The sequence below is a fragment of the Pedobacter panaciterrae genome, assembly GCF_013204795.1.
Classification (GTDB): Bacteria; Bacteroidota; Bacteroidia; order Sphingobacteriales; family Sphingobacteriaceae; genus Pedobacter; species Pedobacter panaciterrae.
This window is the reverse complement of the sequence record NZ_JABMKW010000016.1, coordinates 649,941-672,577: the sequence shown is the minus strand read 5'-3', so window position 1 is coordinate 672,577 and position 22,637 is coordinate 649,941. Positions and strand designations below refer to the sequence as shown.

19 protein-coding genes are annotated in these 22,637 nt (G+C 39.1%); 18 read left to right on the top strand and 1 reads right to left on the bottom strand.

Going from position 1 to position 22,637, the window contains the following annotated elements; translation table 11 throughout:
• Window positions 1-10: 10 nt before the first annotated feature.
• The 4 genes from HQN86_RS10785 to HQN86_RS10770 all read left to right on the top strand — a co-directional run bounded on the left by HQN86_RS10785 (window position 11) and on the right by HQN86_RS10770 (window position 6,345).
• Complete coding sequence (locus tag HQN86_RS10785; RefSeq protein WP_172660980.1) at window positions 11-3,112, top strand: SusC/RagA family TonB-linked outer membrane protein; 3,102 nt, start codon at window positions 11-13, stop codon at window positions 3,110-3,112.
• A gap of 18 nt (window positions 3,113-3,130) precedes the next feature.
• Window positions 3,131-4,723 (top strand): RagB/SusD family nutrient uptake outer membrane protein, encoded by a 1,593-nt coding sequence (locus HQN86_RS10780; protein WP_172660979.1) that lies wholly within the window; start codon window positions 3,131-3,133, stop codon window positions 4,721-4,723.
• Window positions 4,724-4,751: 28 nt separating this feature from the next.
• Window positions 4,752-5,663, top strand: coding sequence for a hypothetical protein (locus tag HQN86_RS10775; RefSeq protein WP_172660978.1), 912 nt, complete (start codon window positions 4,752-4,754; stop codon window positions 5,661-5,663).
• 166 nt (window positions 5,664-5,829) lie between these two features.
• On the top strand, window positions 5,830-6,345 hold the full coding sequence (locus HQN86_RS10770; RefSeq protein WP_172660977.1) for a DUF2911 domain-containing protein: 516 nt from the start codon (window positions 5,830-5,832) through the stop codon (window positions 6,343-6,345).
• Between the two features lie 58 nt (window positions 6,346-6,403).
• On the opposite strand, the gene HQN86_RS10765 is transcribed toward HQN86_RS10770, so the two are convergent.
• Window positions 6,404-7,237, bottom strand: a complete 834-nt coding sequence (locus HQN86_RS10765) for an alpha/beta hydrolase family protein (RefSeq protein WP_246269541.1) — start codon at window positions 7,235-7,237, stop codon at window positions 6,404-6,406.
• 160 nt (window positions 7,238-7,397) lie between these two features.
• Between HQN86_RS10765 and hemA the strand changes: the two genes are divergently transcribed.
• The 14 genes from hemA (at window position 7,398) to HQN86_RS10695 (ending at window position 22,507) form a co-directional block, all read left to right on the top strand.
• Window positions 7,398-8,624, top strand: coding sequence for a glutamyl-tRNA reductase (hemA, locus tag HQN86_RS10760; RefSeq protein ID WP_172660976.1), 1,227 nt, complete (start codon window positions 7,398-7,400; stop codon window positions 8,622-8,624).
• Between the two features lie 24 nt (window positions 8,625-8,648).
• Complete coding sequence (gene hemC, locus HQN86_RS10755) at window positions 8,649-10,229, top strand: hydroxymethylbilane synthase (protein ID WP_172660975.1); 1,581 nt, start codon at window positions 8,649-8,651, stop codon at window positions 10,227-10,229.
• A 22-nt stretch (window positions 10,230-10,251) separates the two neighbouring features.
• Complete coding sequence (gene hemB, locus HQN86_RS10750) at window positions 10,252-11,220, top strand: porphobilinogen synthase (protein ID WP_172660974.1); 969 nt, start codon at window positions 10,252-10,254, stop codon at window positions 11,218-11,220.
• A gap of 1 nt (window position 11,221) precedes the next feature.
• Entirely contained in the window at window positions 11,222-12,595 is a 1,374-nt protein-coding gene (gene hemL, locus HQN86_RS10745; RefSeq protein WP_172660973.1) for a glutamate-1-semialdehyde 2,1-aminomutase, read from the top strand.
• A gap of 37 nt (window positions 12,596-12,632) precedes the next feature.
• A complete protein-coding gene (locus HQN86_RS10740) occupies window positions 12,633-13,499 on the top strand; it encodes a sensor histidine kinase (protein ID WP_048903900.1) in 867 nt (288 codons plus the stop codon).
• A gap of 2 nt (window positions 13,500-13,501) precedes the next feature.
• Window positions 13,502-14,206 (top strand): response regulator transcription factor, encoded by a 705-nt coding sequence (locus HQN86_RS10735; RefSeq protein WP_048903901.1) that lies wholly within the window; start codon window positions 13,502-13,504, stop codon window positions 14,204-14,206.
• Window positions 14,206-14,721 carry a hypothetical protein gene (locus tag HQN86_RS10730; RefSeq protein ID WP_172660972.1) on the top strand — a complete coding sequence of 172 codons (516 nt, stop codon included), beginning with the start codon at window positions 14,206-14,208 and terminating at the stop codon, window positions 14,719-14,721. The genes HQN86_RS10735 and HQN86_RS10730 overlap by 1 nt, the downstream gene beginning before the upstream one ends.
• Before the next feature lie 15 nt (window positions 14,722-14,736).
• Window positions 14,737-15,759, top strand: a complete 1,023-nt coding sequence (gene hemE / locus HQN86_RS10725) for a uroporphyrinogen decarboxylase (protein ID WP_172660971.1) — start codon at window positions 14,737-14,739, stop codon at window positions 15,757-15,759.
• 7 nt (window positions 15,760-15,766) lie between these two features.
• The gene (gene hemJ, locus HQN86_RS10720; RefSeq protein WP_172660970.1) at window positions 15,767-16,315 is read left to right on the top strand and encodes a protoporphyrinogen oxidase HemJ; all 549 of its coding nucleotides are present in this window, start codon (window positions 15,767-15,769) and stop codon (window positions 16,313-16,315) included.
• 75 nt (window positions 16,316-16,390) lie between these two features.
• Window positions 16,391-16,957, top strand: coding sequence for an RNA polymerase sigma factor (locus HQN86_RS10715; RefSeq protein WP_048903905.1), 567 nt, complete (start codon window positions 16,391-16,393; stop codon window positions 16,955-16,957).
• Window positions 16,947-17,654, top strand: coding sequence for a hypothetical protein (locus HQN86_RS10710; RefSeq protein WP_172660969.1), 708 nt, complete (start codon window positions 16,947-16,949; stop codon window positions 17,652-17,654). Before HQN86_RS10715 ends, HQN86_RS10710 begins: the two co-directional genes overlap by 11 nt.
• A 30-nt stretch (window positions 17,655-17,684) precedes the next feature.
• Entirely contained in the window at window positions 17,685-18,494 is an 810-nt protein-coding gene (locus HQN86_RS10705) for an outer membrane beta-barrel protein (protein WP_172660968.1), read from the top strand.
• A gap of 93 nt (window positions 18,495-18,587) precedes the next feature.
• On the top strand, window positions 18,588-19,586 hold the full coding sequence (locus tag HQN86_RS10700; RefSeq protein WP_172660967.1) for an ABC transporter ATP-binding protein: 999 nt from the start codon (window positions 18,588-18,590) through the stop codon (window positions 19,584-19,586).
• An 80-nt stretch (window positions 19,587-19,666) separates the two neighbouring features.
• Window positions 19,667-22,507, top strand: a complete 2,841-nt coding sequence (locus HQN86_RS10695) for a response regulator (protein WP_172660966.1) — start codon at window positions 19,667-19,669, stop codon at window positions 22,505-22,507.
• The last annotated feature ends 130 nt before the right edge of the window (window positions 22,508-22,637 follow it).

The following is a 22,637-nucleotide window of genomic DNA, read 5'->3' as shown; positions in this document are numbered from 1 at the left end:
TATGAACGGCATGAAAAAGAATTCTATGATTAAAAGAGAACATATTTTTCTGCTGATGTTTCTTTCACTGCTTGTTTTTAGCGAATCTTTATTTGCACAGCAGCGTCAGATCAGTGGAAAAGTAACTGCAGCGGATGGGCTCGCCATACCGGGTGCAGTGGTAAAAGTAAAAGGAAAAACTGGCGGAACAGGGACCGATAATGATGGTGCATACACCATTAATGCCCAAACCGGGGATGTACTACAGGTTAGCTCTATTGGTTTTGTAGCCAAAGAAGTAACAGTTGGACAAGGAAACACCATCAACATTAGTTTAGCTGAAGATAACCAGGGCCTCAACGAAGTAGTGGTAGTGGGGTATGGCGTTCAGCAAAAGAAACTGGTAACCGGCGCCACAGTTCAGATTAAAGGAGAAACGCTGCAAAAGCAAAGTACCACTAACGCCTTGCAGGGTTTACAGGGGCAAACTCCCGGCGTACAGATTACATCTACTTCTGGTCAGCCTGGCGAAAACATCAAAGTAACCATAAGAGGCTTAGGTACCATTGGCAATGCATCGCCGCTATATGTTGTGGATGGAGTGCTTACCGGCGATATCACCTATTTAAACTCATCAGATATAGAATCGATCGATGTTTTAAAAGATGCTGCATCTGCGGCTATTTATGGCTCGCAGGCGGCTAATGGTGTTGTGTTGGTAACCACAAGACAAGGTAAACGCGGGCAGACAGGACAAATCACTTTTGATGCTTACGCAGGTGTACAAAATGTTGCAAAAAAATTAGAGTTGCTTGATGCTTCGCAATACGCAGCTATGATGAGCGAAGCTGCTGTAAACGGGGGGAAACAACCACTGTTCACTAATGATGAGATAAAAGCTTTTGGCAAAGGTACAAACTGGATGGACGAGATGTTTGTAGACAATGCGCTTACACAAAATTATGCACTTGGTGCATCCGGTGCATCTGAAGCCTCAGTTTATTCCTTGGGTTTATCTTATACCGGGCAGGAAGGTATAGTAGGGGGCAAAGGCTTGTCTAATTACCAACGCTACAGCTTTAAAATCAATTCTGAGCATAATTTTTATAAAGATATCATCAAAATCGGTCAGCACTTAACCTATACAGATATTAAAAATAATGGTATAAGTGTTGGTAATCAGTATAATAACACGCTTCGTGGAGCATTTAGTGCCAGCCCATTTTTGAAGATGTATGATGAGGATGGAAACTTCTTCGACAACAGTAAGTCTACATGGAACAATGCTGAGGCAAATCCTTATGCATCTATGGTATATAACAGCCAGAACAAAAATAATACTCAGCGTATACTGGGTGATATTTATATGGTAATTGAACCGATTAAAAATCTAAAATTCAGAACCAGCTTAGGTATGGATTACAGTGCAGGCGAAAGTCGTTCTTATACCCCTGTCTACAGCCTTTCGGTTTACACTTATAACCTTGTTAACAAAGCCAGCCAGTCGATGAATAAAGGTAAATCTCTGATCTGGGATAATTTATTGAGCTATAAATTTACCTTAAATAATGACCATACTTTTGAAGCCATGGTGGGTAGTTCTGCATATCGTGCAGATGGTTCTAATATTTTTGGAACCAATACCAATTTGTTTGCTGATGGTTTTGATTATGCCTGGCTAAGTAACGCAACCGGTAAAACCGTAGCAGGTATTACTATTGGGGGTGGACCTAACGAGCCGGATCGCAGGCTATCTTATTTTGGCAGGTTAAATTATAACTACAAAGAAAAATACCTGTTAAATGCCACTTTCAGAGCTGATGGTTCTTCACGTTTTGGCCCGGCAAACCGCTGGGGGTATTTCCCTTCTGTTTCCGCAGGCTGGGTCGTAACAAACGAAAGTTTTATGCAGGGACAAAAGGACTGGTTGGACTTTCTTAAGGTACGTGCCAGCTGGGGGCAGGTAGGAAGTCAGAACATAGCTGCTTTTCAATATCTGGCACCAATTAAGCTAAATAATACAAACTATATTTTTGGCCCTGATGAGGGTGTGCTTACTCCAGGCGGCTACCAGGAACGAATCAGCAATCCCGCGGTGAAATGGGAAACCTCAGAACAGACTAATATCGGATTTGATGCTAATTTTTTGCAAGGCAAATTTGCGTTGAACTTCGACTGGTATAATAAAACTACCAAAGATTGGTTAATAGACGTACCAATTCTTGCCACAGCTGGAGCCCTTCCTCCTTTTATTAATGGTGGTAATGTGAAGAATACAGGTCTCGAACTGGCACTTACTTATAGAAACAAGGTGGGTGAATTTAATTATTCTGTTGGGGTTAATGGTGCTTACAATAAAAATAAAGTTACAAATATTCCTACTTCCGATGAAATTATTCATGGTGGAGAGAATGAACTGTTCAACAATGCACTTGAGTTCTATCGTGCTCAAACCGGATTCCCAATTGGTTATTTCTGGGGGTTAAAAACAGCAGGTATTTTTCAGAATGAAGCCGAGGTTCAAAATTACAGATCTGCCAATGGTAAGGTAATACAACCAACTGCTGCTCCTGGAGATGTTAAGTATGTAGATGTTAACGGAGATGGTATGATAGATAATCTGGATAGAGGCATGATTGGTAATCCGAACCCGAATTATACATTTGGTATCACACTTTCGGGTGATTACAAAGGTTTCGATTTTTCTGTTGTGGCTTCTGGGGTTGCCGGAAATGACATTGTTCAATCTTACAGAAATCCGTCTAGTCAGTTCGGTAATTATACCACCCGAATACTCGATAGATGGCACGGAGAGGGTTCATCGAATACCATTCCCCGTTTAACAGAAGACAACCGGAATTGGAGTAATTTCTCTGATCTGTATATTCAAAAAGGTGATTTCTTACGGATCAGTAACATCACTGTTGGTTATGATCTTGGTAAGGTATTTAAAAAGAGCTACCTGAAACAGGTAAGGTTATATGCTGCTGCATTAAACGTTTACACCTTTACAAAATACGATGGAATGGATCCGGAAATAGGTTATGGTACTCGAGGATTCGCGTCGGGTATAGACTTAGGTTATTATCCAAGACCAAGAACATTCATGATAGGAGCCAATCTTAAGTTTTAACTACAAGATCATAAAAATATGAAAGCTATAAAAATATATGCTGTTGCACTAAGCCTTTTATCGTTAGGTGCATGCAAAAAAGGTTTTCTGGATACTGAGCAAGTGACAGCAGTAACAGATCAAAATTTTTACAAAACACCAAAGGATGCATTTACTGCACTTGTTGGTTGTTATGACGGACTACAAATTGTGTGGTCTGAGGGTATTGCCTTGCCGGTTGCAGCCGAAGTAATGTCTGATAATACTTTTGGCGCAACCGGAAATTCCGATGGTTTTGGTTACCAGATGATTGATGAATTTGATAAGTCGCGTTCACCATCAGACCAAAATTTATATAATGGAAACTGGGTTTTGTATTATAAAGCGCTGTTTCGTTGCAACACCCTTCTGGGTAAATTGGATCAGATAGAATGGGGTAACGATACTCAGTTGAGAAAAACATACGAATCTGAGGCCCGCTTTCTGCGTGCCTACCTGCTATTTGATATGGTTAGACTTTGGGGTAATATTCCACTGTTAACAGCTCCATCTACCGAGAATTTACCACAGAGTAATCCGGATGAAGTTTACAAGGTAATTGCTGACGATCTAAAATTCGCTGCAGCAAATTTACCGGAAGTTGCTTACCCGGCTCAGGCTGTTGCCAATCATGGTAGGGTTACCAGGTATGCTGCTGAAGCGCTGATAGGTCGTGTATTCTTGTTCTATACGGGTTACTATGCAAAGGCAGATTTAGTTGGTCTTGTATCTAAACCAGAAGCCCTTGCATATCTTGAGGATGTAATTACTAAAGGTGGATACGGTTTAATTGAAAATTTTGCAAACCTATGGCCTGCTGCATCATTAACATCATATGCAGGTGAGGATAATAAAGAAACCATTTTTGCAATAAAATATACTTATACAAGTGATTATGAAGGAAATACCGACGGTAACCACTGGATGGTAATGACAGGTATTCGTGAGCAGGCACTTTACCCGTATGGAAACGGATGGGGTGCTGAAACAGTAAACCCTAAACTGTGGAATGCATACTTGCCTACCGATACGAGAAGAGCAGGCTCTATCATTTCAATTGTAGACGAAAATTTGCCCTTCACCAATCAAAAAGGCCAAAGAGAATATACTGGTTACTATGTGAAGAAATATAGCCCAATGATCGGTTTAGACGGCAAGCCTCTGCCAGAATCACATGGTAATACCAGCTTCCAGATTGGCCAGTTCCAGGATTATGTATCTATCCGTTATGCTGACGTATTGTTGATGGCGGCAGAGCTGGGAAGTGGAAATGCGCAAACCTATTTTGATGCTGTTAGGCAACGTGCATATAAGGGGGCATTTACGCCACTAGCAATAAGCCAGGCTAACATCATTAGAGAGCGCAGACTGGAATTTGCTTTTGAAGGAATACGCTATTATGACTTACTGCGTCAGGGAATAGATAAAGCGGCGCAGGAAATTGCCGAAACTTCAACGGTATTAAATGGTGGTGTAAGTGCAGAGAAAAAAATATCTGCCGCAAATATCATTGCTACAAAAGGTTTGCAGCAAATACCATATACCCAGATCGGTCTTTCTAATGGAACGTTAAAACAAAATGCAGGCTGGTAACAGATCATCTATTTTAATCATTAAAAAAATGAAACTATATATAAAAATCTTTGCAATGCTGATGATGCCGTTGCTGTTCAGTGCGTGCAAAAAAAATGAGCACAGTATTGACAGGACGCTCGATAAATCAGAAATTCAGTACACGGTGACCCAGGATTTACAGGCAGATGCCGGTGGAAATACCGTAATTCTTAAAAACGCTACGCCCGGAACTATATCCATGTGGGATTATGGAACAGGAACCTCCAGAAGGATGATAGACACAGTTAAATTTGCCTTTAAGGGAGATTATGTGATTAAATTTTCTGTACTCAGCGGAGGATTAGAAGTGAAGATGGATTCTGTAGTCGTAAAAGTAACACAAGATAATTTGAACTACGTGAACGACCCTCTTTGGATAGCGCTTTCTGGTGGTGTGGGTAATGAGAAAGAATGGGTGTTGGATACGGAAGGTGTTTATTATGCAGGACCTTTTGCATTTTATGGAGTAAATATTGGTTGGCTTAAAGACGGCGGTCCATGGGGTTCCAATACCACAGGATGCTATGGTGGTGATTGCTGGAATTGGGGGCCGGGACTTGCCGACATTTATCCGAATATGATGGCCAAAGGTGATTATGGGGTAATGACGTTTGGATTGAAAGGAACTGCTTCTTTTAAAGCAGTGAAACCGATGGAAAATGGAATTACACAAAACGGCACTTATTTTTTAAATGTGAATTCGAAAATATTGACCATTAATGGAGGGTCAATTCTTAGAGGATACAAACCTGCAAAGAATGGAATTACAGGAATAAGTAACTGGACAACCTATAAGATTTTATCTCTTGATGAAAATACACTTCAACTTGGGGTAATCAGGGATAAGGATGTTGATGGCGAAGGGATGGCTATGCTCTCTTTCAACTTTATATCAAAGAACTTTGCTTCTTCACAATAAGCGAAAGTAAAGTCATTTGGTTTGGTGCAATCAAATGTTGAAAAGGATGAATGGCTTTTTTATTATATCCTTTAATTAAATCCGCTCGGGCTTCATTTTGATTCAGGTGAAGTCTGGGCATTTATTAAACATATTTTTCTTATCTTGGAGGTAAAAACTCAATTTTATGAAAAAGTTATTTGTATTAACATTAATTGCTGGTTTGTTTACCACGCTGACCAGCTCTGCTCAGGATGACAAGTCCAAAAGAGTTAGCCCACCAGCTGTAGCAAAAGAAACGCTTGCATCTGGAGCTGCGGTAACCATTGACTACAGTCAGCCTTCGGTTAAAGGCCGTAAAATAGGCGCCGATATTGCTCCTTATGGAAAGGTATGGCGTACCGGAGCAAATGAAGCAACTGTATTTGAAACAAGCAAAGATGTAAAGGTAGAAGGTAAAGCCCTTGCTGCAGGTAAATATGGTTTGTATACAATCCCAGGAGAAAAAGAATGGACAATTATCTTTAACAAAACCTGGAAACAATGGGGTACTGATTACACTGAGGCAGATGACGCACTTCGTGTAGCGGTAAAACCTGGTAAAGCTGCTTCTGCAACTGAAAAAATGACTTTTAAGATTGAAAAATCAGGAAAAGTTAGCCTTTTATGGGGTAATGTTGTAGTGCCGTTTACTGTTAAATAGTAAGTAAAATAATTTATGTTACAGCGGGGATCGTCCATATGGTTGATCCCCGCTGTTTTTATGTACTAATAAACCGCAGTGTCTTTTCAACCACTTGCTGCAAATGCTCAGGCAAGCTTGCCGATGTATACGGATGCGATGCGCCATAAACATGATTAGCTCCCTCAATCTTTAGTATTCTTGCTCTAAGCTGGTTTTGTGCCAGCTCTTGTGCAACACTAAACTTTACGTTTACATCATCATCGCCATGCAGAATTAACCATGGGATGTCTATCTTTCTTGCAGCTTTAACGATGTTCAGCTCTTCTTTGTGCTCATTAAAGTCTGCTAATAAAGTGCTGTTTAGTGGCATTTTTTCTTTAGTCCGTGCATTTTCTACATAGATTTTTCCTGTTTTAGTCCATTCTTCTTCCTGCTCTTTTTTCCAAAGGCTCGAGAAATCTGAAATAGACGACCAGGTAATCAGTTTATCAATCCTTTCATCATTAGCCGCTTTTATAATGGATAGCCCGCCACCCCGACTATGTCCGATAAGGTAAATAGGGGAAGATGGGTAGGTTGTTGAAACATAGTTAACCACCTGGTCAACATCAAAAAGTTCCTTGCTAAATGTGTTATCAGCAAAGGCTTCCATGTCGGTTACATCATTAAAATTTTGCGCTGTTACGCCGCCATGACTAAGGTTAAACTTCACATACCGGTAGCCATTTTTAGCAAACCATTGGGCAATTAGGTTGTGAGCACCCCAATCTTTGAAGCCTTTAAAGCCGTGAACAAATATTATGGTACCAATGTTTGTGTTCTTATCGTCATATGTCGTGTCGCCAAATATGTTTTTTTCATCCGCTCCTTTTATTGTAAATTGCTCCTTTTGTATCATATATGTCTGCATTTATGGTGTTTAGCCAATATAACAATTTTTATATCGGGATGTTTAAATGAATCTATTTATTTAAAATCTTTCTAAATAACTCTTAATTACAGCATAATGACAGTGGAACAAGGGCGTCTTATTACTTTTGTTTCGCTAAAAATAAACAGGATAATAGATTTTGGAATATTTAAAGATCATTGCTTTTACGCATAAACAGATTGACCTCAAATCTTTAGGTAAATTGGTGATATGTGAGCAGACGCTGGACGACAGATTGAGAAACATTCAATCTGAGTTAGGAGTTAAAGAAATATTCTATGTAGGAACGTGCAATCGTGTTGAATTCGTATTCACATCCTCAGAAAAAGTTGACAGAGATTTTATCAGTCGTTTTCTTACTGTGTTAGATATGGGACTACCTGATCAATACATGGATAAGTTCATAGAAAATGTTTCTGTTTATGAAGAGGCCGAGGCGTTTAATCACCTGCTTCGTACATCCTGTTCCTTAGAAAGTCTGGTAGTAGGAGAGAAGGAAATTCTTGCCCAGATCCGGAAGGCTTATGAAGCTTGCAGGGTTGCAGGATTTACAGGCGATTATATGCGGATGATCATGAACCGTGTGGTAAAAACAGCTAAAGAAGTTTACACACATACCAACATCTCCAAGAACCCCGTCTCCATTGTTTCTCTTGCCTATCGTAAACTTCGTGACCTAAAAATGTGTGGCAATGTAAAATTGCTCATCATCGGAGCAGGAGAGACCAACAAAAACATCGCTCAATATCTTAAAAAACATAAATACTCTAACTTTTCTGTATTCAACAGGACTTTAGAACATGCAAAAGCGCTGGCCAAAGATTTAAATGGCACTGCATATCCACTTTCAGAACTAGAAAATTACGATCAGGGATTTGATGTAATTATTACCTGTACAGGCGCTACAGAACCTATTATTACTGAAGCGATCTATAAGAAATTATTAAATGGTGATACTGGTAAAAAGGTAATTGTAGATCTTGCCATCCCTAACGACACTGCTCCTGAAGTAGTGAAAAACTTCCCGATACATTTCATAGAGGTAGAATCTTTAAAAGAAGTTGCCCGCAAAAATATACAAGAACGCTATGATGAACTGGTTAACGCAGAACACATCATCGAAGAGAACATCAAAGATTTTGAATTGGTATTACGCCAGCGTGAAATTGAGATAGCCATGAGTGGCGTTCCTCAGAAAATCAAGGAAATTAAGCATACTGCTATCAATGGTATCTTTGCCGAAGAGATCAATAACCTGGATGAAAACTCCAGATTGGTACTGGAACGCGTGATGGATTATATGGAAAAAAAATACATCAGCGTACCAATGGTAATGGCAAAAGAGATATTGGTAAAGAATAGCTAAATTTGCCAAAAAATTAGCATCAACGTGAAAAGACTTACTATCGGTACAAGAGGCAGCGACCTGGCTTTATGGCAAGCCAACTTCATTAAAGATAAACTTGCAGGAATTGGCGTTGAGGCAGATTTGAAAATCATCAAAACGCAGGGCGACAAGATTCTAAACTTAAGATTAGATAAACTGGAAGGCAAAGGGTTCTTTACTAAAGAGCTTGAAGAAGAACTTTTAGGTGGAACCATCGATATAGCAGTACACTCTCATAAAGATTTACCTACAGTACACCCCGCAGGACTGACAATTGCAGCGGTTACTGAACGCGAAGATCCGGCAGAGCTTCTTTTAATTTTAAAAGACTGCGTAGACATTACCCAAAAATTATCGCTTAAAACAGGTGCAATGGTGGGTACATCGTCTAACAGACGTAAAGCGCAGATATTGGCATTACGCCCTGATTTAAATATTGAAGATTTAAGAGGGAACGTACCTACCAGGATACAAAAATTAAGAGATGAAGATTACGACGCGATTCTGCTGGCTAAAGCCGGTGTGAACCGTTTAAAAATTGACCTTTCGGAGTTCCATGTAGAAGTAGTTGATACTACAGAACTGGTTCCAGCTCCTGCGCAAGGCGCTTTGGCTATTCAGATCAGAGAAAACGATACCGAACTATTTGAACTACTTCAAAAAATACACGATCCGGAAACTGCAGAGGAAATTGCAATTGAACGAAAAGTATTAAACCTGTTTGAAGGTGGCTGTCACATGCCATTAGGCTGTTACTGCAAAAAAGAAGATGGTTTATATGAGGTTTGGACTTCTAAAGCAGAAACTGATGAAGATTTTCCTGATCGCTTATTTTATAGAGTAGAAAACCTTGATGGTTTAGCTGAAAAGATTGTGAGCAGATTTGCCGCGGATAGGAAATTCCCATCAAGAGTATTTATTTCAAGAGAAGTTGGGGAGCATAACTATTTTAGAAAAGCTTTAGCAAAGCACAATATAGAAATTGACGCGAGATCGCTGATCCGTACTTTCCCTATTGTAACGGTATTGGATCAATATCATTTCAGACATGTAGACTGGATCTTTTTTAGCAGCAGAAATGCGGTAGATTATTTCTTTAATCTAAAACCTGTACTGCCTAAGCACGTTAAATTTGGCGTTGCTGGCAAAGGTTCTGAAGATTCGTTAAGAAGAGCTGGTTATCTGGCTGATTACGAAGGAGAAGGTGGTGATATTGAGGAAGTAGCTGAACTTTTTGCTAAAGAAGTTGCCGGAAAAACGGTATTGTTTCCACGAGCACAAGATTCTTTATTGACCATTCAAAAAGCTTTAACAGCAGATACAAAAGTAATAGACTTACCTATTTACGAGACTGTATTTGAAGATGATATAGATCAGACTTACGCTGATGTGCTGATTTTTACCAGCCCATCTAACGTTGATGCCTATTTTGTGGAGAACTTATTAGATCCCGGACAACAGATTATTGCTATTGGTAATTCAACAGCGAAAAAATTTGATGAGATGGGTATAAAATATACCTTACCTTACTCGCCGGATGAGATCGGATTGGCTGAGGCTGTGTTTGGAATAGAAATAAAATAAAGGAAGTTAAATAGAGGTTGATATGTTACACCGTCCACGTAGATTGAGGAAAAACCCTGTAGTTAGGGAAATGGTAGCCGAAACAAGGTTGTCGAAAGATATGTTCATTTATCCGTACTTTATTGTACCGGGTAAAAATGTTGTTCATGCTTTAGACGCAATGCCGGGAATCAACCATTACTCTGAAGACACATTGGTTAAAGATGTTGAAAAGGGACTTAAATTAGGTGTAAACAAAATCATGTTGTTTGGTGTAGGAGATGAAAAAAGTGAGGATGCCCATTCAGCATATCATGATCATTCTTTAGTACCTTCGGCAGTTCGTTTGCTTAAGAAAAACTTTGGCGACGATTTATACATAGTTACGGATGTTTGTGTTTGTTCTTATACTACACATGGACATTGCGGCATACTAGAAAATGACTATGTACAAAATGATGCAACCGTTGAAGTAATTGCCAAAATGGGACTTACCCATGCACAGGCAGGTGCTGATATGCTTGCCCCTTCAGATATGATGGATGGCAGGGTTGGTGCAATGCGAAGTGTACTTGATAGTGCAGGTTTTGTAAATACGGCAATCATGTCGCATGCTACAAAATTTGCTTCAGCATATTACGGGCCTTTTAGAGAGGCTGCTGATTGCGCGCCAAGTAAGGGAGATAGAAAAGCTTATCAAATGGATTTTAGAAATGGCAATGAAGCTTTAAGAGAAGCATTGCTTGATGAAAGTGAGGGGGCAGATGTATTAATGGTTAAGCCCGCTTTGGCTTACCTTGATGTAATGCATAACTTAAAACAGCACACAGATTTGCCAATAGCCTGCTATAATGTATCAGGAGAGTACTCTATGGTAAAAGCAGCTGCAGAAAAAGGCTGGATAGATGAACAAAAAGTAGTGATGGAGACCATGCATGCATTTGCACGCGCAGGGGCAAGCATTATAACAACTTACCATATAAGAGATATAGTAGAAAAGAATTGGATGTAATATGTTAGAATCTTTAAAAAAAATGTTTTCGGGAAATGAAGGTGATATGCCTGTAAATACAGGAGGTAAACCGGATATTTCCAGAGAGAAATCGGCAGAGCTGTACGAGAAGGCTAAAAACTATTTTCCTGGAGGCGTAAATTCTCCGGTTAGGGCTTTTAAATCGGTTTACGGAACACCATTGTTTATTCAAAAGGGCGATGGATGCTTTGTATGGGATGCTGATGGAAATCAATTTATAGATTTTTGCGGTAGCTGGGGTCCATTAATTCTTGGCCATAACAATGCTAAAGTTCGTGAAAAGGTTACAGAAGTAATGCAAAACGGGATGAGCTTTGGCGCACCTACTGCATTAGAAAACGAGCTTGCAGAACTGATTATTAAAAACAATAAACTTGTAGAAAAGATACGTTTTACCAGTTCTGGTACCGAGGCAGTAATGTCGGCCATCAGATTGGCGCGTGGCTATACAGGTCGTGATAAGATCATCAAATTTGAAGGCTGCTATCATGGACACAGCGATTCACTATTGGTAAAAGCAGGTTCAGGTCTGGTTACCTTTGGCGAAACTTCTTCTGCCGGCGTTCCAAAATCATTTGCTCAGGAAACCATCGTAATCCCTTTGAATGATACCGAAGCTTTGAAAAAAGCATTCGAACAATTTAAAGATGAAGTAGCCGCCGTCATTATTGAGGGAATTCCTGCTAACAACGGATTGCTGATGCAGGATGCAGAATATATTCAGTTTTTACAGCATATCTGTAAAGAGAACAAAGCACTCTTAATATTTGATGAAGTAATCACCGGATTCAGATTGGGATTTGAAGGTGCTGCAGGACATTATGGCATAAAGCCTGACATAGTTACCTATGGTAAAATTATCGGTGGTGGTTTGCCTGTAGGAATGTATGGCGCTTCGGCCGAAATCATGTCTCATATTTCTCCTGATGGGGGTGTTTATCAGGCAGGAACCTTATCTGGAAATCCGGTAGCCATGGCTGCAGGTATTGCCCAGTTGACGGAGCTACTACGTTCTGGTTTTTATAAAGATTTAAACAATAAAGCTTCTGAGTTTGCCGAGAGCATACAGCGTTTTGCAACTGCAAGAAACTACAAATTAAAAGTATTCCATGTAGGGTCTATTTTCTGGCTGGCTTTTACGGACAAAGATAAAATTCAATGTGCCGAGGATATTGATCCGGCAAGCATGGAGAAATTTAAAGTAATGCACAGAGAGTTGTTAAACAGGGGTATTTACCTTGGCCCGTCGGGCTATGAGGTAGGTTTTGTTTCTGCTGCGCATACTAAAATAGAGCTTGAAAAAGCAAAGAGAGCTATATTTGATAGCCTTGATGTTGTTTTCAGGAATAAGTAAATTTTGGGTATATTTATAATATAAACTACTAACTGTCTTGAAGAAATCAATCGTTATATTTTATTTCCTGCTGTTGTACTCTTTAGTGCAATTAATTTCCTGGGGCACGCTTGTAGTTAAATTACAACCGTCCAGGATGGCTATGGTAATGGGCGAGGGATCTGTATTCCTGTTCTTATTGTGTATTGGAGCGTATTTTTTGCATCAATCTATTAAAAAAGAAGACAGGCTAAGAGAGCAGCAGCAGAACTTTTTACTCTCGGTTACACATGAGTTAAAATCGCCTTTGGCGGCTATAAAATTATCTATACAAACCATCGTTAAACGTGACCTGGATAAAGCCAGACAAACTTCTTTACTGAATAATTCATTAAAGGATATTGAACGTTTAGATGATTTGGTTGAAAACATGTTGTTGGCTACCAAGATCGAAAACAGGTCTTATTCGTTCCCTAAAGAAGAATTTGATCTTTCGGAAATGGTTTCAAGAATCACTGATAGGTTGCAGATCCATTCGTGTGGTTGTGAACAGCTGATAAATCCAAAAATACAGCCCGGGGTTAAGGTAGTGGGCGATCAGTTTGCGCTGTCGTCTGTGGTAACTAACCTGGTTGAAAATGCAGTTAAATATTCTGGACCTTGTGCAGAGGTTGGTGTGGAATTGACAAATAAAGATGGGCATCCTTTTTTAAGGGTAACTGACAAAGGGCCAGGTATCCCTGACGCTGAAAAGATGCTTATTTTTGATAAATTCTATCGTGTAGGTGACGAAAATGTCAGAAAATCAAAAGGAACAGGTTTAGGCCTGTTTATTGTTAAAGAAGTTCTACAAAGCCATGACGCTGATATCAGCGTTAAAGATAACGCACCACAGGGTGCAATTTTTGAAATAACATTTAGTTGATTATGCCACAGAAATTAAGAATATTACTGGTTGAGGATGAAGACCACTTATTAGATGCAATAAAATTAAACCTTGAACTTGAAGGTTATAAAGTTCATGCGGTAAAAGACGGTAAAACTGCTTTAAAGGTTTTTAAAGAAGAGCGTTTTAACCTGATTATTTTAGACGTGATGCTTCCTGAAATGGATGGTTTCCAGGTTTGTGAAACAATTCGTTTAGAAAACACTGAAGTTCCTATCCTTTTCCTAACGGCCAAAAATACAAGCGAAGACCGTGTTATGGGTCTGAAAAAAGGTGCTGACGATTATTTGGTTAAACCATTTAATTTGGAAGAGCTGATCTTAAGAGTAGGTATTTTGGTTAAACGCAGCATGAAAGCTGATGATCTGAAAGAACTTAACTCTTATAAAATTGGAGATAAGACCATCTATTTTAACTCTTTTGAATTAAAACAGGATGATGGCCTTATTGTTCCTTTAACAAAAAAAGAAACCATGCTATTAAAATTACTGATTGAGCGTAAAAACGAAGCAGTATCGCGTGAGCAGATTTTAGAAACAGTTTGGAATTACGATGTTTATCCATCAACACGTACTATCGATAACTTTATATTAACCTTCCGTAAGTATTTTGAGCCAGATCAGAAAAACCCGGTTTATTTTCACTCTATCAGAGGGGTAGGTTATAAATTTACTGATATTCATTAATGTACAATACCAAAGGCAGGTATGCACTGATGGCAATTTTTATGATTGCCGCTTTAGCATGCCTTTTTTATGATCAGTATCAGCTTGCCGCATTGGCAGGCCTTTTCTTTGCCTTTGTACTTTGGAGTCATTTTAAACACAGTTCTGTGCTTCTTGCCTCCAAATATTTTAAGAATGGCGAATATGAAAAAGCAGAACGCATATTGGCTGAAGTGCCAAATCCGGATAGACTTGCAAGAAACCGAAGGGGGTATTACGAGTTTATGCGTGCTAATATTGCCCTGAAGAAAGAAGAATATGATGTTGCAGAACATCATTTTCAGATCGCAAGTCGTTTCCCGTTGGGTGGAAAAAATGATAAAGCTTTTGTATTGATCCATCTTGCCAATCTTGCGCTTAGAAAGAAAGATGGTGAGCGGAGCAGGGCCTATATTGCGAAAGCAAAAGAATTGGCCAGCACCCCAAAAGCAAAAGATATAATTAACAAGATTGAGATAGAAGCGAACAACTTATAAACAAAATAGATTTACATGAACACGTTATTTTTAGATGCAGCATTTTCAAAGCAAACAGAACGCCCACCAGTTTGGATGATGCGTCAGGCTGGCCGTTTTATGCCTGAATACTGGGAGATCAAAAATAAGTACTCCTTCCTTGAAATGTGCAAAACACCTGAAATTGCTGCTGATGTAACTATGTTACCGGTTAATTTACTGGGTATCGATGCTGCTATTTTATTCTCGGATATTTTGGTAACAGGCGAGGCAATGGGCGGAGATTTAAGCTTTACCCAGGGTGTTGGACCAAAGTTTGCCAACCCAGTACGTACATTAAAAGATGTAGATGCACTTGAGGTTGATGTTTTAGACCGTTTGCAATACGTAGCAGATGCTATTAAAGTTATACAACAACGTTTAAACGGAAGCATTCCTTTAATTGGTTTTGCCGGTGCTCCTTTTACTGTTATGAGCTACCTTGTTGAGGGTGGTTCATCAAAAGATTTTAAAACAACCAAGCTATTGATTCACAATCAACCAGAGGTTGCACACAAACTATTGGCTAAAATAGCAAAAGTTACTGCCGATTATTTGAACCTTCAAATTGCTGCAGGTGTGAATGCCATCCAGATTTTTGATAGCTGGGCACAGGCGTTGTCCTGGAACGATTACCATGAATTCTCTCATCGTTATATTCAGGAGATCATTGCGAACTTAAACAGAAAAGACATTCCCGTAATTTCATTTTGTAAAGGAAGTTCTGTATTTGCGCCTATTATGGCTGAGGCCAAACCAGATGTAGTTTCGGTAGACTGGAACGCGGATTTGTTAAATATCAAAAAAAGTTTGCCAGCTGGTATTGCAGTTCAGGGTAACCTGGATCCGCATATACTATATGCAGATAAACCCATTATTAAGAGAGAGATTCTTCGCTTGTTTGAGCGTATGCGTGGAGAGAATGGATTTATCTTTAATCTTGGCCACGGTATTATGCCTGATATTCCGTTCGACAACGTAAAATATGCGATTGAAGTAATCAAAGACTTTAAATACTAATCTAAAAATGGAGAAGTACTATTATTACATTCTGTCTGTTCACATCATCTTTGTTGTAAGCTGGATGGCAGGATTGTTTTATAGTGTTCGTCTGTTTATTTATCATACTGAAGCCGAAGACAGGCCCGAAATCGAGCGTAATATCCTGCAAAAGGAATACGAAAGGATAGAAGCCAAGCTTTGGAATATCATTACTACACCTGCAATGGTACTCACTGTACTTGCAGGTGCAGGAATGGTTTGCATACACCCCGGTTTATTGCAAACGCCCTGGTTTCATGTAAAACTTGGCTTTGTAGCAGCCCTGCTGGTTTATCATTTTATTTGCCAGAATATAATGAAGCAGCTGAAACAAGGCACATGCAAAATAAGCTCGTTTAACCTTAGGTTGTGGAACGAGGTAGCAACAATCCTACTTGTAGCTATTGTGTTCACAGTCGTGCTAAAAAGCGCCGTGAACTGGATTTATGGCCTCGTTGGGCTCGTCATATTTTCCGTAGTAATTATGCTTGCCGTAAAATGGTACAAACATTACCGCAAAAAGCACGATTGCTAACCCCCTTTAATTTTTTTTATTACCGCGTGCAACCTTTTCTATAGTTGCTTCATCTACTATATACCAAACACACAAATGAAATTGACGCAATATAGTATAAATGAATTATTAGAAGGATGCAAAGCAGGCAACCGGAAGATGCAGGAGGCCCTGTACAGGCAAACTGCGCCCAAGATGCTTGTAGTTTGTATGCGTTATGCAAAAGATAAGATGGAGGCAGAAGACGTATTGCAAATGGGTTATATTAAAATTTTTCAGAAAATAAATGAATACAGGGGAGATGGGGCTTTTGAAGGATGGATTAGAAAAGTTATGGTAAATACAGCAATTGAAAGTTACCGTAAAAATTTAAGGACTATGAATGTTGTTCCAATTGAGGATGCTTATGATCAGCCATCAACAGGCTTTGATTTTAGCAGATTGGGAATGCAGGATTTATTAAAAGTGATTCAAAAGTTAGCCGATGGCTATAGAGTGGTGTTTAACATGTACATTATAGAAGGATATTCTCATAAAGAAATTGCTGAAACATTGGGCATTTCTGAAGGAGCAAGCAAATCGCAATTGTCTAGAGCAAGGGCGATATTAAAAGAAGAAATTATAAAAATGGAGGGCATAAATTATGCAACACATGCAGGATAAAGCGTTTGATCAGTTGTTGAGAGATAAGTTTGAGGAGGCGGAAATACAACCTTCAGCAGACCTGTGGAACGGTATTTCGGAGCAACTGTCGCCCAAACCTAAACGTAGTTTACCGGTTTACTGGATGGCAGCAGCAGTTGCTGTAATTGCGGTAACTATAGGTTTATTGATGCCGATGCAAAAAACAGAAAAGATCAGGTTGCAGGCACCCGAGGTGGCAAGCAACGATGTTTCTCCGGTTCCGGCAGTTACTGTTGTTAAAACTCCGGTACATGTAAGCTCAGCGGTTGCAGACAAGGTTGAAAGTACCCCGCTAATTATTGCACCACGCATAAAATTAAGCAACAGAGAAAAAGAATTGGCCGCTTTGCAACCAAAAGCAACAAGCGATCGTCCTGTTATTAAGCAACCGGAAGTTGTTAGCACGTTAGCTAAAGTTGAACCAAAAGAAGAAGCTCCCAAAGAAGAAGTGATGATCGCAAAAGCAGACCCTTCAGAATATACAGACGCTGCTCTTGAGCCTGAACATCAAGAGAATAAGGGGATTAGGAATGTAGGAGATCTGGTGAATTTTGTAGTTAACAAAGTAGATAAGAGAGAAAAGAAATTTATACAGTTTGATACCAATGACGATAATTCATCTTTAGTGTCCATTAACATAGGTTTCATAAAGTTTAATAAAAAGTCAGATAAATAGAATTAGGAAACACACAAACCAATACATACAATGAAACGTCTATTATTAACAGCACTTATCGTAAGCGGACTTACCGGTGCTATAGCTCAAACTGCCAGTGCACAACAAGATACTACCGTAACCAAAGAACGTAAAATGAAAAAGTTCGATATGGACCTTGGCGTTGGTATCACCATCGGCAAAAAGGACTCTACTGGGAAAACCAATATGTCTAAGGGCCGCTTTATTGGCGGAATAACCATAACCAGAGTGGACCTTGGGTTTTCAAGATTAATAGATAATGGAAGCTTTACCTTATCTCCTGAAAATGACTTCCTGGATTACAGAGGTGGTAAAACAAGCACATTCTCTTTCGATATCATCCAGTTTGGCTATCGTTTCAATTCAAACTTTAAGATCTATCTGGCAGGTGGTTTCGACTGGACGCACATCAGGTTGAACAAAGATATCACCATGCAGAAAAATGCAAGTGAGCTTACTTATGTTCAGGAAGATATTCATTTCTCTAAAAATCGTTTCTCTAGCAGCTATGTACACATTCCTTTCAATTTTGAATTACGCACTAAAGAAAACGATCATGGCAACCGATTTTACTTTGTATTCGGGCCAGAAGTCGGGTTCCTTTTAAATGGAAAAGTAAAACAAATCAGTAACGAAAGAGGAAAAGTAAAAGTTAGTGATGATTACAACTTTCAATCCTTCCGTTATGGCGGTACAGTTAGGTTAGGTTATGGCGCTTTCGGTGTATTTGCTAAATACTCTGCTAGTGACATGTTTGCAAGCGCAGCTCAAAAGGGATTAAAAAATATGGCATTCGGCGTTACGCTTGGCTTAAATTAAAACACACAACACACACAAATAAAACCAATCCCGCGGTATATACTGCGGGATTTTTTTGTTTACTGACCAACACTTTTATATTATCTTTGAATTGTGGAAGAACAGATCATTAGCGTAAAAAACCTGACCAAGCAATATCAGACTGAACAGGCTTCTGGAGTTAAAAATATTAGCTTTGATATTAAAAAGGGAAATATTGTAGCCATTATTGGAGAAAGCGGTAGCGGGAAATCGACATTGCTGAAATGTATCTATGGCTTACTAAAGGTAGATAGTGGTGAAGTGCTTTTTGAAGGGAAAAGAATTCTCGGCCCCGATGAGCAACTGATACCAGGTCACAAGCAAATGAAAATGGTTACCCAGGATTTCTCCCTTAATATCTACGCCAAGGTGTATGATAATATTGCTTCCATGCTGTCGAACACAAACGTGCAATCCAAGCACGATAAAACGATGGCCATGATGGCGCATTTGCACATCATGCATCTTAAAGAAAAGAAAATTACTGAACTGAGTGGGGGAGAACAGCAACGTGTTGCAATAGCGAAAGCATTGGTAAGCGATACCTCAGTTTTATTGCTGGATGAACCATTCAGTCAGGTAGACGCATTATTGAAAAACCAGTTGCGTGCTGATATCAAACGAATTGCTGCTGATACGGGAGTTACCGTTATCATGGTTTCTCATGACCCTGCAGATGGATTGTTTTTGTCAGATGAACTATTGATTCTGAAAGATGGTCAGCTTTTACAAACAGGAAAACCGTCACACATTTATCATCATCCGGATCACATATATACTGCCCAAATATTGGGTAATGCCGTAGTTTTAAATGCAGATGATGCCTTGAAACTTGGGATTGATGCAACAAAAGAACACGTAGTTTTTTATCCGGAATGGGTTGAGCTAAAAAGCTCATGGAACAGCAGGCGCTTTGAGGTGAAGGATGTTTATTATAAAGGTTTCTATGAAGAGCTGCTTTTGGAGAGAAACGGAGTTAAAATACGAGCAATTCAATTGAATAGGGGAGAACATAAAAAAAATGACCATGTTCAAGCGAACATTGGTCATTTTTTAGAATTCGGCATCTAGAACCCTATAATTTTGTTTCTTTCCTTGTTGTTAATTTTTCTAATTTTATGAAGTTTAGATAATAACTTATAAATTTTTATATGAAGTTAATTAGCGGCCTATTGTTTCTTGCTTTTATTCTTCTTATAAACTCAGTAAGTGCTCAAACTTCACCATTATGTGTAAACGGCGTTGTTAATTTAAAATCCTACCGTCCGGAAAAGGATCCTCCGATAAAATTATCAGGTGAGTGGCTTTTTGCCTGGAAGAAGCTTGCGAGTGAGGCGGAATTGAAAACTGCAGAAAAATACACAACAGTTCCGGGAAATTGGACACCATTTAATTCCGATGCAAATTTTTTTAACAAGAGTTTTGGTTACGCAACTTATGGCCTTACCATATTGCTACCAAAAGCTGGTGAAAACTGGGCACTTTTGCTACCCCCATTACCCTCAGCATATAAGCTGTTTGTAGATGGAAAACTTGTAGCAACGATGGGGGAAGTGGACACCAGTTCCAATATGATTCCCAAAAGCGTTTCAAAACTTGTGTATTTTACTGCAAAATCAGATAAAGCCTTTTTGCTGCTTCAGTTATCCAATTACCATTTTTCATCTGGCGGAATGTGGTCGTCAATAACTATCGGCAGCCCAGAGAAGATAACAGAGATCAGTGATAAATCTTTTATTGCAGATGCATTTTTGGTGGGAAGTTTACTTATTATGGGGATTTACCATCTTGCTATATTTGCAATGCGCCGAAAAGAAAAGGCTGCACTTTTTTTTGCCATATTATGCCTGGCACTAGCATTGAGAGCCTGCTTTTCGATGACACCACTCCTGTTTTATTTTTTACCAGGATTTAGCTATTCACTCGGGCTCAAGATTTTGTATACTCTTTTTCCGGTCTGTTTACTGGGCTTTGTTTACTTTTTAAACTCTACAGAACTTGTACGCTTCCCACTCTTTATGAAACGCATATTCCTGATTATTGGATTTGCATATACCTGTTTGGTATGGCTTAGCCCAAACCAAGTATATGGCAATCTGTTAATCGTTGTGATTATCATGGCGGCGTGGATGGGTTGCTTTACAGTTTACTTTCTTACCAAACACCTACGAGATCATCCTCTGAATAATACCCTGCTATTAATTGGCATTTTAGCCTGTTTTATCGGCCTGATTAATGATTCTTTATATGAGGCTAAGCTCATTAATACCGGCTTCCTGCTACCATTTGCTTTTTTGGTTTTGCTTTTACTCCAGGCAATCGTTCTTGCACTTCGTTTTACAGGGGCACTTACCCACTCAGAGCGCTTGGCGACAGAACTTGCTAAATCCAATATCGCTTATGAACAAATGGTACTTGGTCGTCGTGAAGCAGAGGAACGGATTGAAATTGAATCCTTAAAGTCAAAGTTTTTTTCCAACATTACCCATGAATTTAAGACCCCATTATCACTTATAACCGCTCCTACTGAATATCTCCTCAGACTTAGTACCAATGGCAAAGAGAAGAATTTATTGAACACTGTTTACAGAAATGCAAGCCATTTACTTAGGCTTATTAACCAAATGATGGATCTATCAAAATCTCAGGCCGGTAAACTGACCAAAACGGAAATGGTAGGTAATATCAAAGAGTTTAGCCATGAGATATTATTTTCATTTCAGCCACTTGCCGACGGTAAACATATCACGCTGAAATTTATTGAAGAGGATATACCGGACAGTTATTGCTTGTTTGATGGAGATAAGCTCGAGAAAATACTGAATAACCTTTTGTCAAATGCAATTAAATTTACTCAGGAGGGGGGCATTGTAACGTTAAAAATAAGTTTTAAGCAATTTGATCATAAGAACTACTTTCAATTGAATCTGTCAGATAACGGCATAGGTATGTCTGATGAAACATTAGTTGATTTATTTAAACCTTTTTATCAAGCATCAGGTACTTCCTTCCTCAATCCAAATGGAACCGGACTTGGATTAGCCTATACTAAAGAGTTGGTTACCTTACTCAACGGTACGATTGAAGTCGAAAGTAAACAGACAATTGGTTCTTCATTTACAGTTACACTTCCGGTTCAATTGATTGAAGAGGTAGAGTTGTCAAACGTATCAGGTAATACAGAAGCAGATACTTTACCAACAACTTCTGAAGATGACCTGTCAACTAACCTTCCCGCAATATTGGTTATCGATGATCATTCTGGCCTTGCAGAATATATTGCAAATTTTTTTAGGGAGTATTATGAGGTAAATACCTGTAATAATGGTGAACAGGCCTGGAACATCATTCAGCAGGATTTGCCGGATATAGTGATATCAGATATTATGTTACCGGGAAAAGATGGTTATGAAATAGCAGGGCTAATACGTAATTCCGCATTGACAAGTCATATCGGAATTATCTTACTTTCGGCAAAATCAACTATAGATAGCAGGTTGAAAGGTCTGGACATGGGAGCCAATGATTATTTAACCAAACCTTTCCTGCTGTCCGAACTGAAATTTAGGGTCGACAATCAGATCAAATATCAGCGCACACTTCAGGAATACTACCATAAACATGTATTCGCTACGAATGATTTTAAGGCAGATGAGGCTACCCATCCTTTTTTGATTAAGCTGTATGACATCCTGGATCAATTTCTGGATCATCCTGATTTTTCCATTTCCGATCTGGCCGATAAATTAGCCATGAGTTCAAGAACATTAAATCGCAAATTAAATAGCCTCACAAAAATGGCTTCCAGCGAATTGATTCGGAATTATCGTTTAAAAAAAGCTGCTGCTTTTCTAACTACAGGTTTCTCTGTTTCCGAAGCAGCCTACATGTCGGGCTTTGAAAGCGTGTCATATTTTGGCCAGTGTTTTAAAGAGCAATACCGGATTACACCTTCAGAATTTATTAAACAAACGCGCGCGATAAATTATTAAGTTTTACTGCCTGTCCGTTTTTTGAGAGAAAATGTCCGAATATTAAGGCCGTGAGGGCTCCGCATGTAAAAATTGTCTGATATATTCGAGTCATTGTCCGTTATCTGATAGCCATTTTTTCATCTTCTCC

Bases quoted from the DNA above. Each gene is read 5' to 3' on its own strand.
- HQN86_RS10735 (WP_048903901.1), top strand. From the start codon at position 13,502: ATGCCACAGAAATTAAGAATATTACTGGTTGAGGATGAAGACCACTTA.
- HQN86_RS10780 (WP_172660979.1), top strand. From the start codon at position 3,131: ATGAAAGCTATAAAAATATATGCTGTTGCACTAAGCCTTTTATCGTTA.
- hemJ (WP_172660970.1), top strand. From the start codon at position 15,767: ATGGAGAAGTACTATTATTACATTCTGTCTGTTCACATCATCTTTGTT.
- hemB (WP_172660974.1), top strand. From the start codon at position 10,252: ATGTTACACCGTCCACGTAGATTGAGGAAAAACCCTGTAGTTAGGGAA.
- HQN86_RS10785 (WP_172660980.1), top strand. From the start codon at position 11: ATGAAAAAGAATTCTATGATTAAAAGAGAACATATTTTTCTGCTGATG.
- hemL (WP_172660973.1), top strand. From the start codon at position 11,222: ATGTTAGAATCTTTAAAAAAAATGTTTTCGGGAAATGAAGGTGATATG.
- HQN86_RS10695 (WP_172660966.1), top strand. From the start codon at position 19,667: ATGAAGTTAATTAGCGGCCTATTGTTTCTTGCTTTTATTCTTCTTATA.
- HQN86_RS10705 (WP_172660968.1), top strand. From the start codon at position 17,685: ATGAAACGTCTATTATTAACAGCACTTATCGTAAGCGGACTTACCGGT.
- HQN86_RS10730 (WP_172660972.1), top strand. From the start codon at position 14,206: ATGTACAATACCAAAGGCAGGTATGCACTGATGGCAATTTTTATGATT.
- hemE (WP_172660971.1), top strand. From the start codon at position 14,737: ATGAACACGTTATTTTTAGATGCAGCATTTTCAAAGCAAACAGAACGC.
- HQN86_RS10770 (WP_172660977.1), top strand. From the start codon at position 5,830: ATGAAAAAGTTATTTGTATTAACATTAATTGCTGGTTTGTTTACCACG.
- HQN86_RS10715 (WP_048903905.1), top strand. From the start codon at position 16,391: ATGAAATTGACGCAATATAGTATAAATGAATTATTAGAAGGATGCAAA.
- HQN86_RS10710 (WP_172660969.1), top strand. From the start codon at position 16,947: ATGCAGGATAAAGCGTTTGATCAGTTGTTGAGAGATAAGTTTGAGGAG.
- HQN86_RS10775 (WP_172660978.1), top strand. From the start codon at position 4,752: ATGAAACTATATATAAAAATCTTTGCAATGCTGATGATGCCGTTGCTG.
- HQN86_RS10765 (WP_246269541.1), bottom strand. From the start codon at position 7,237: ATGCAGACATATATGATACAAAAGGAGCAATTTACAATAAAAGGAGCG.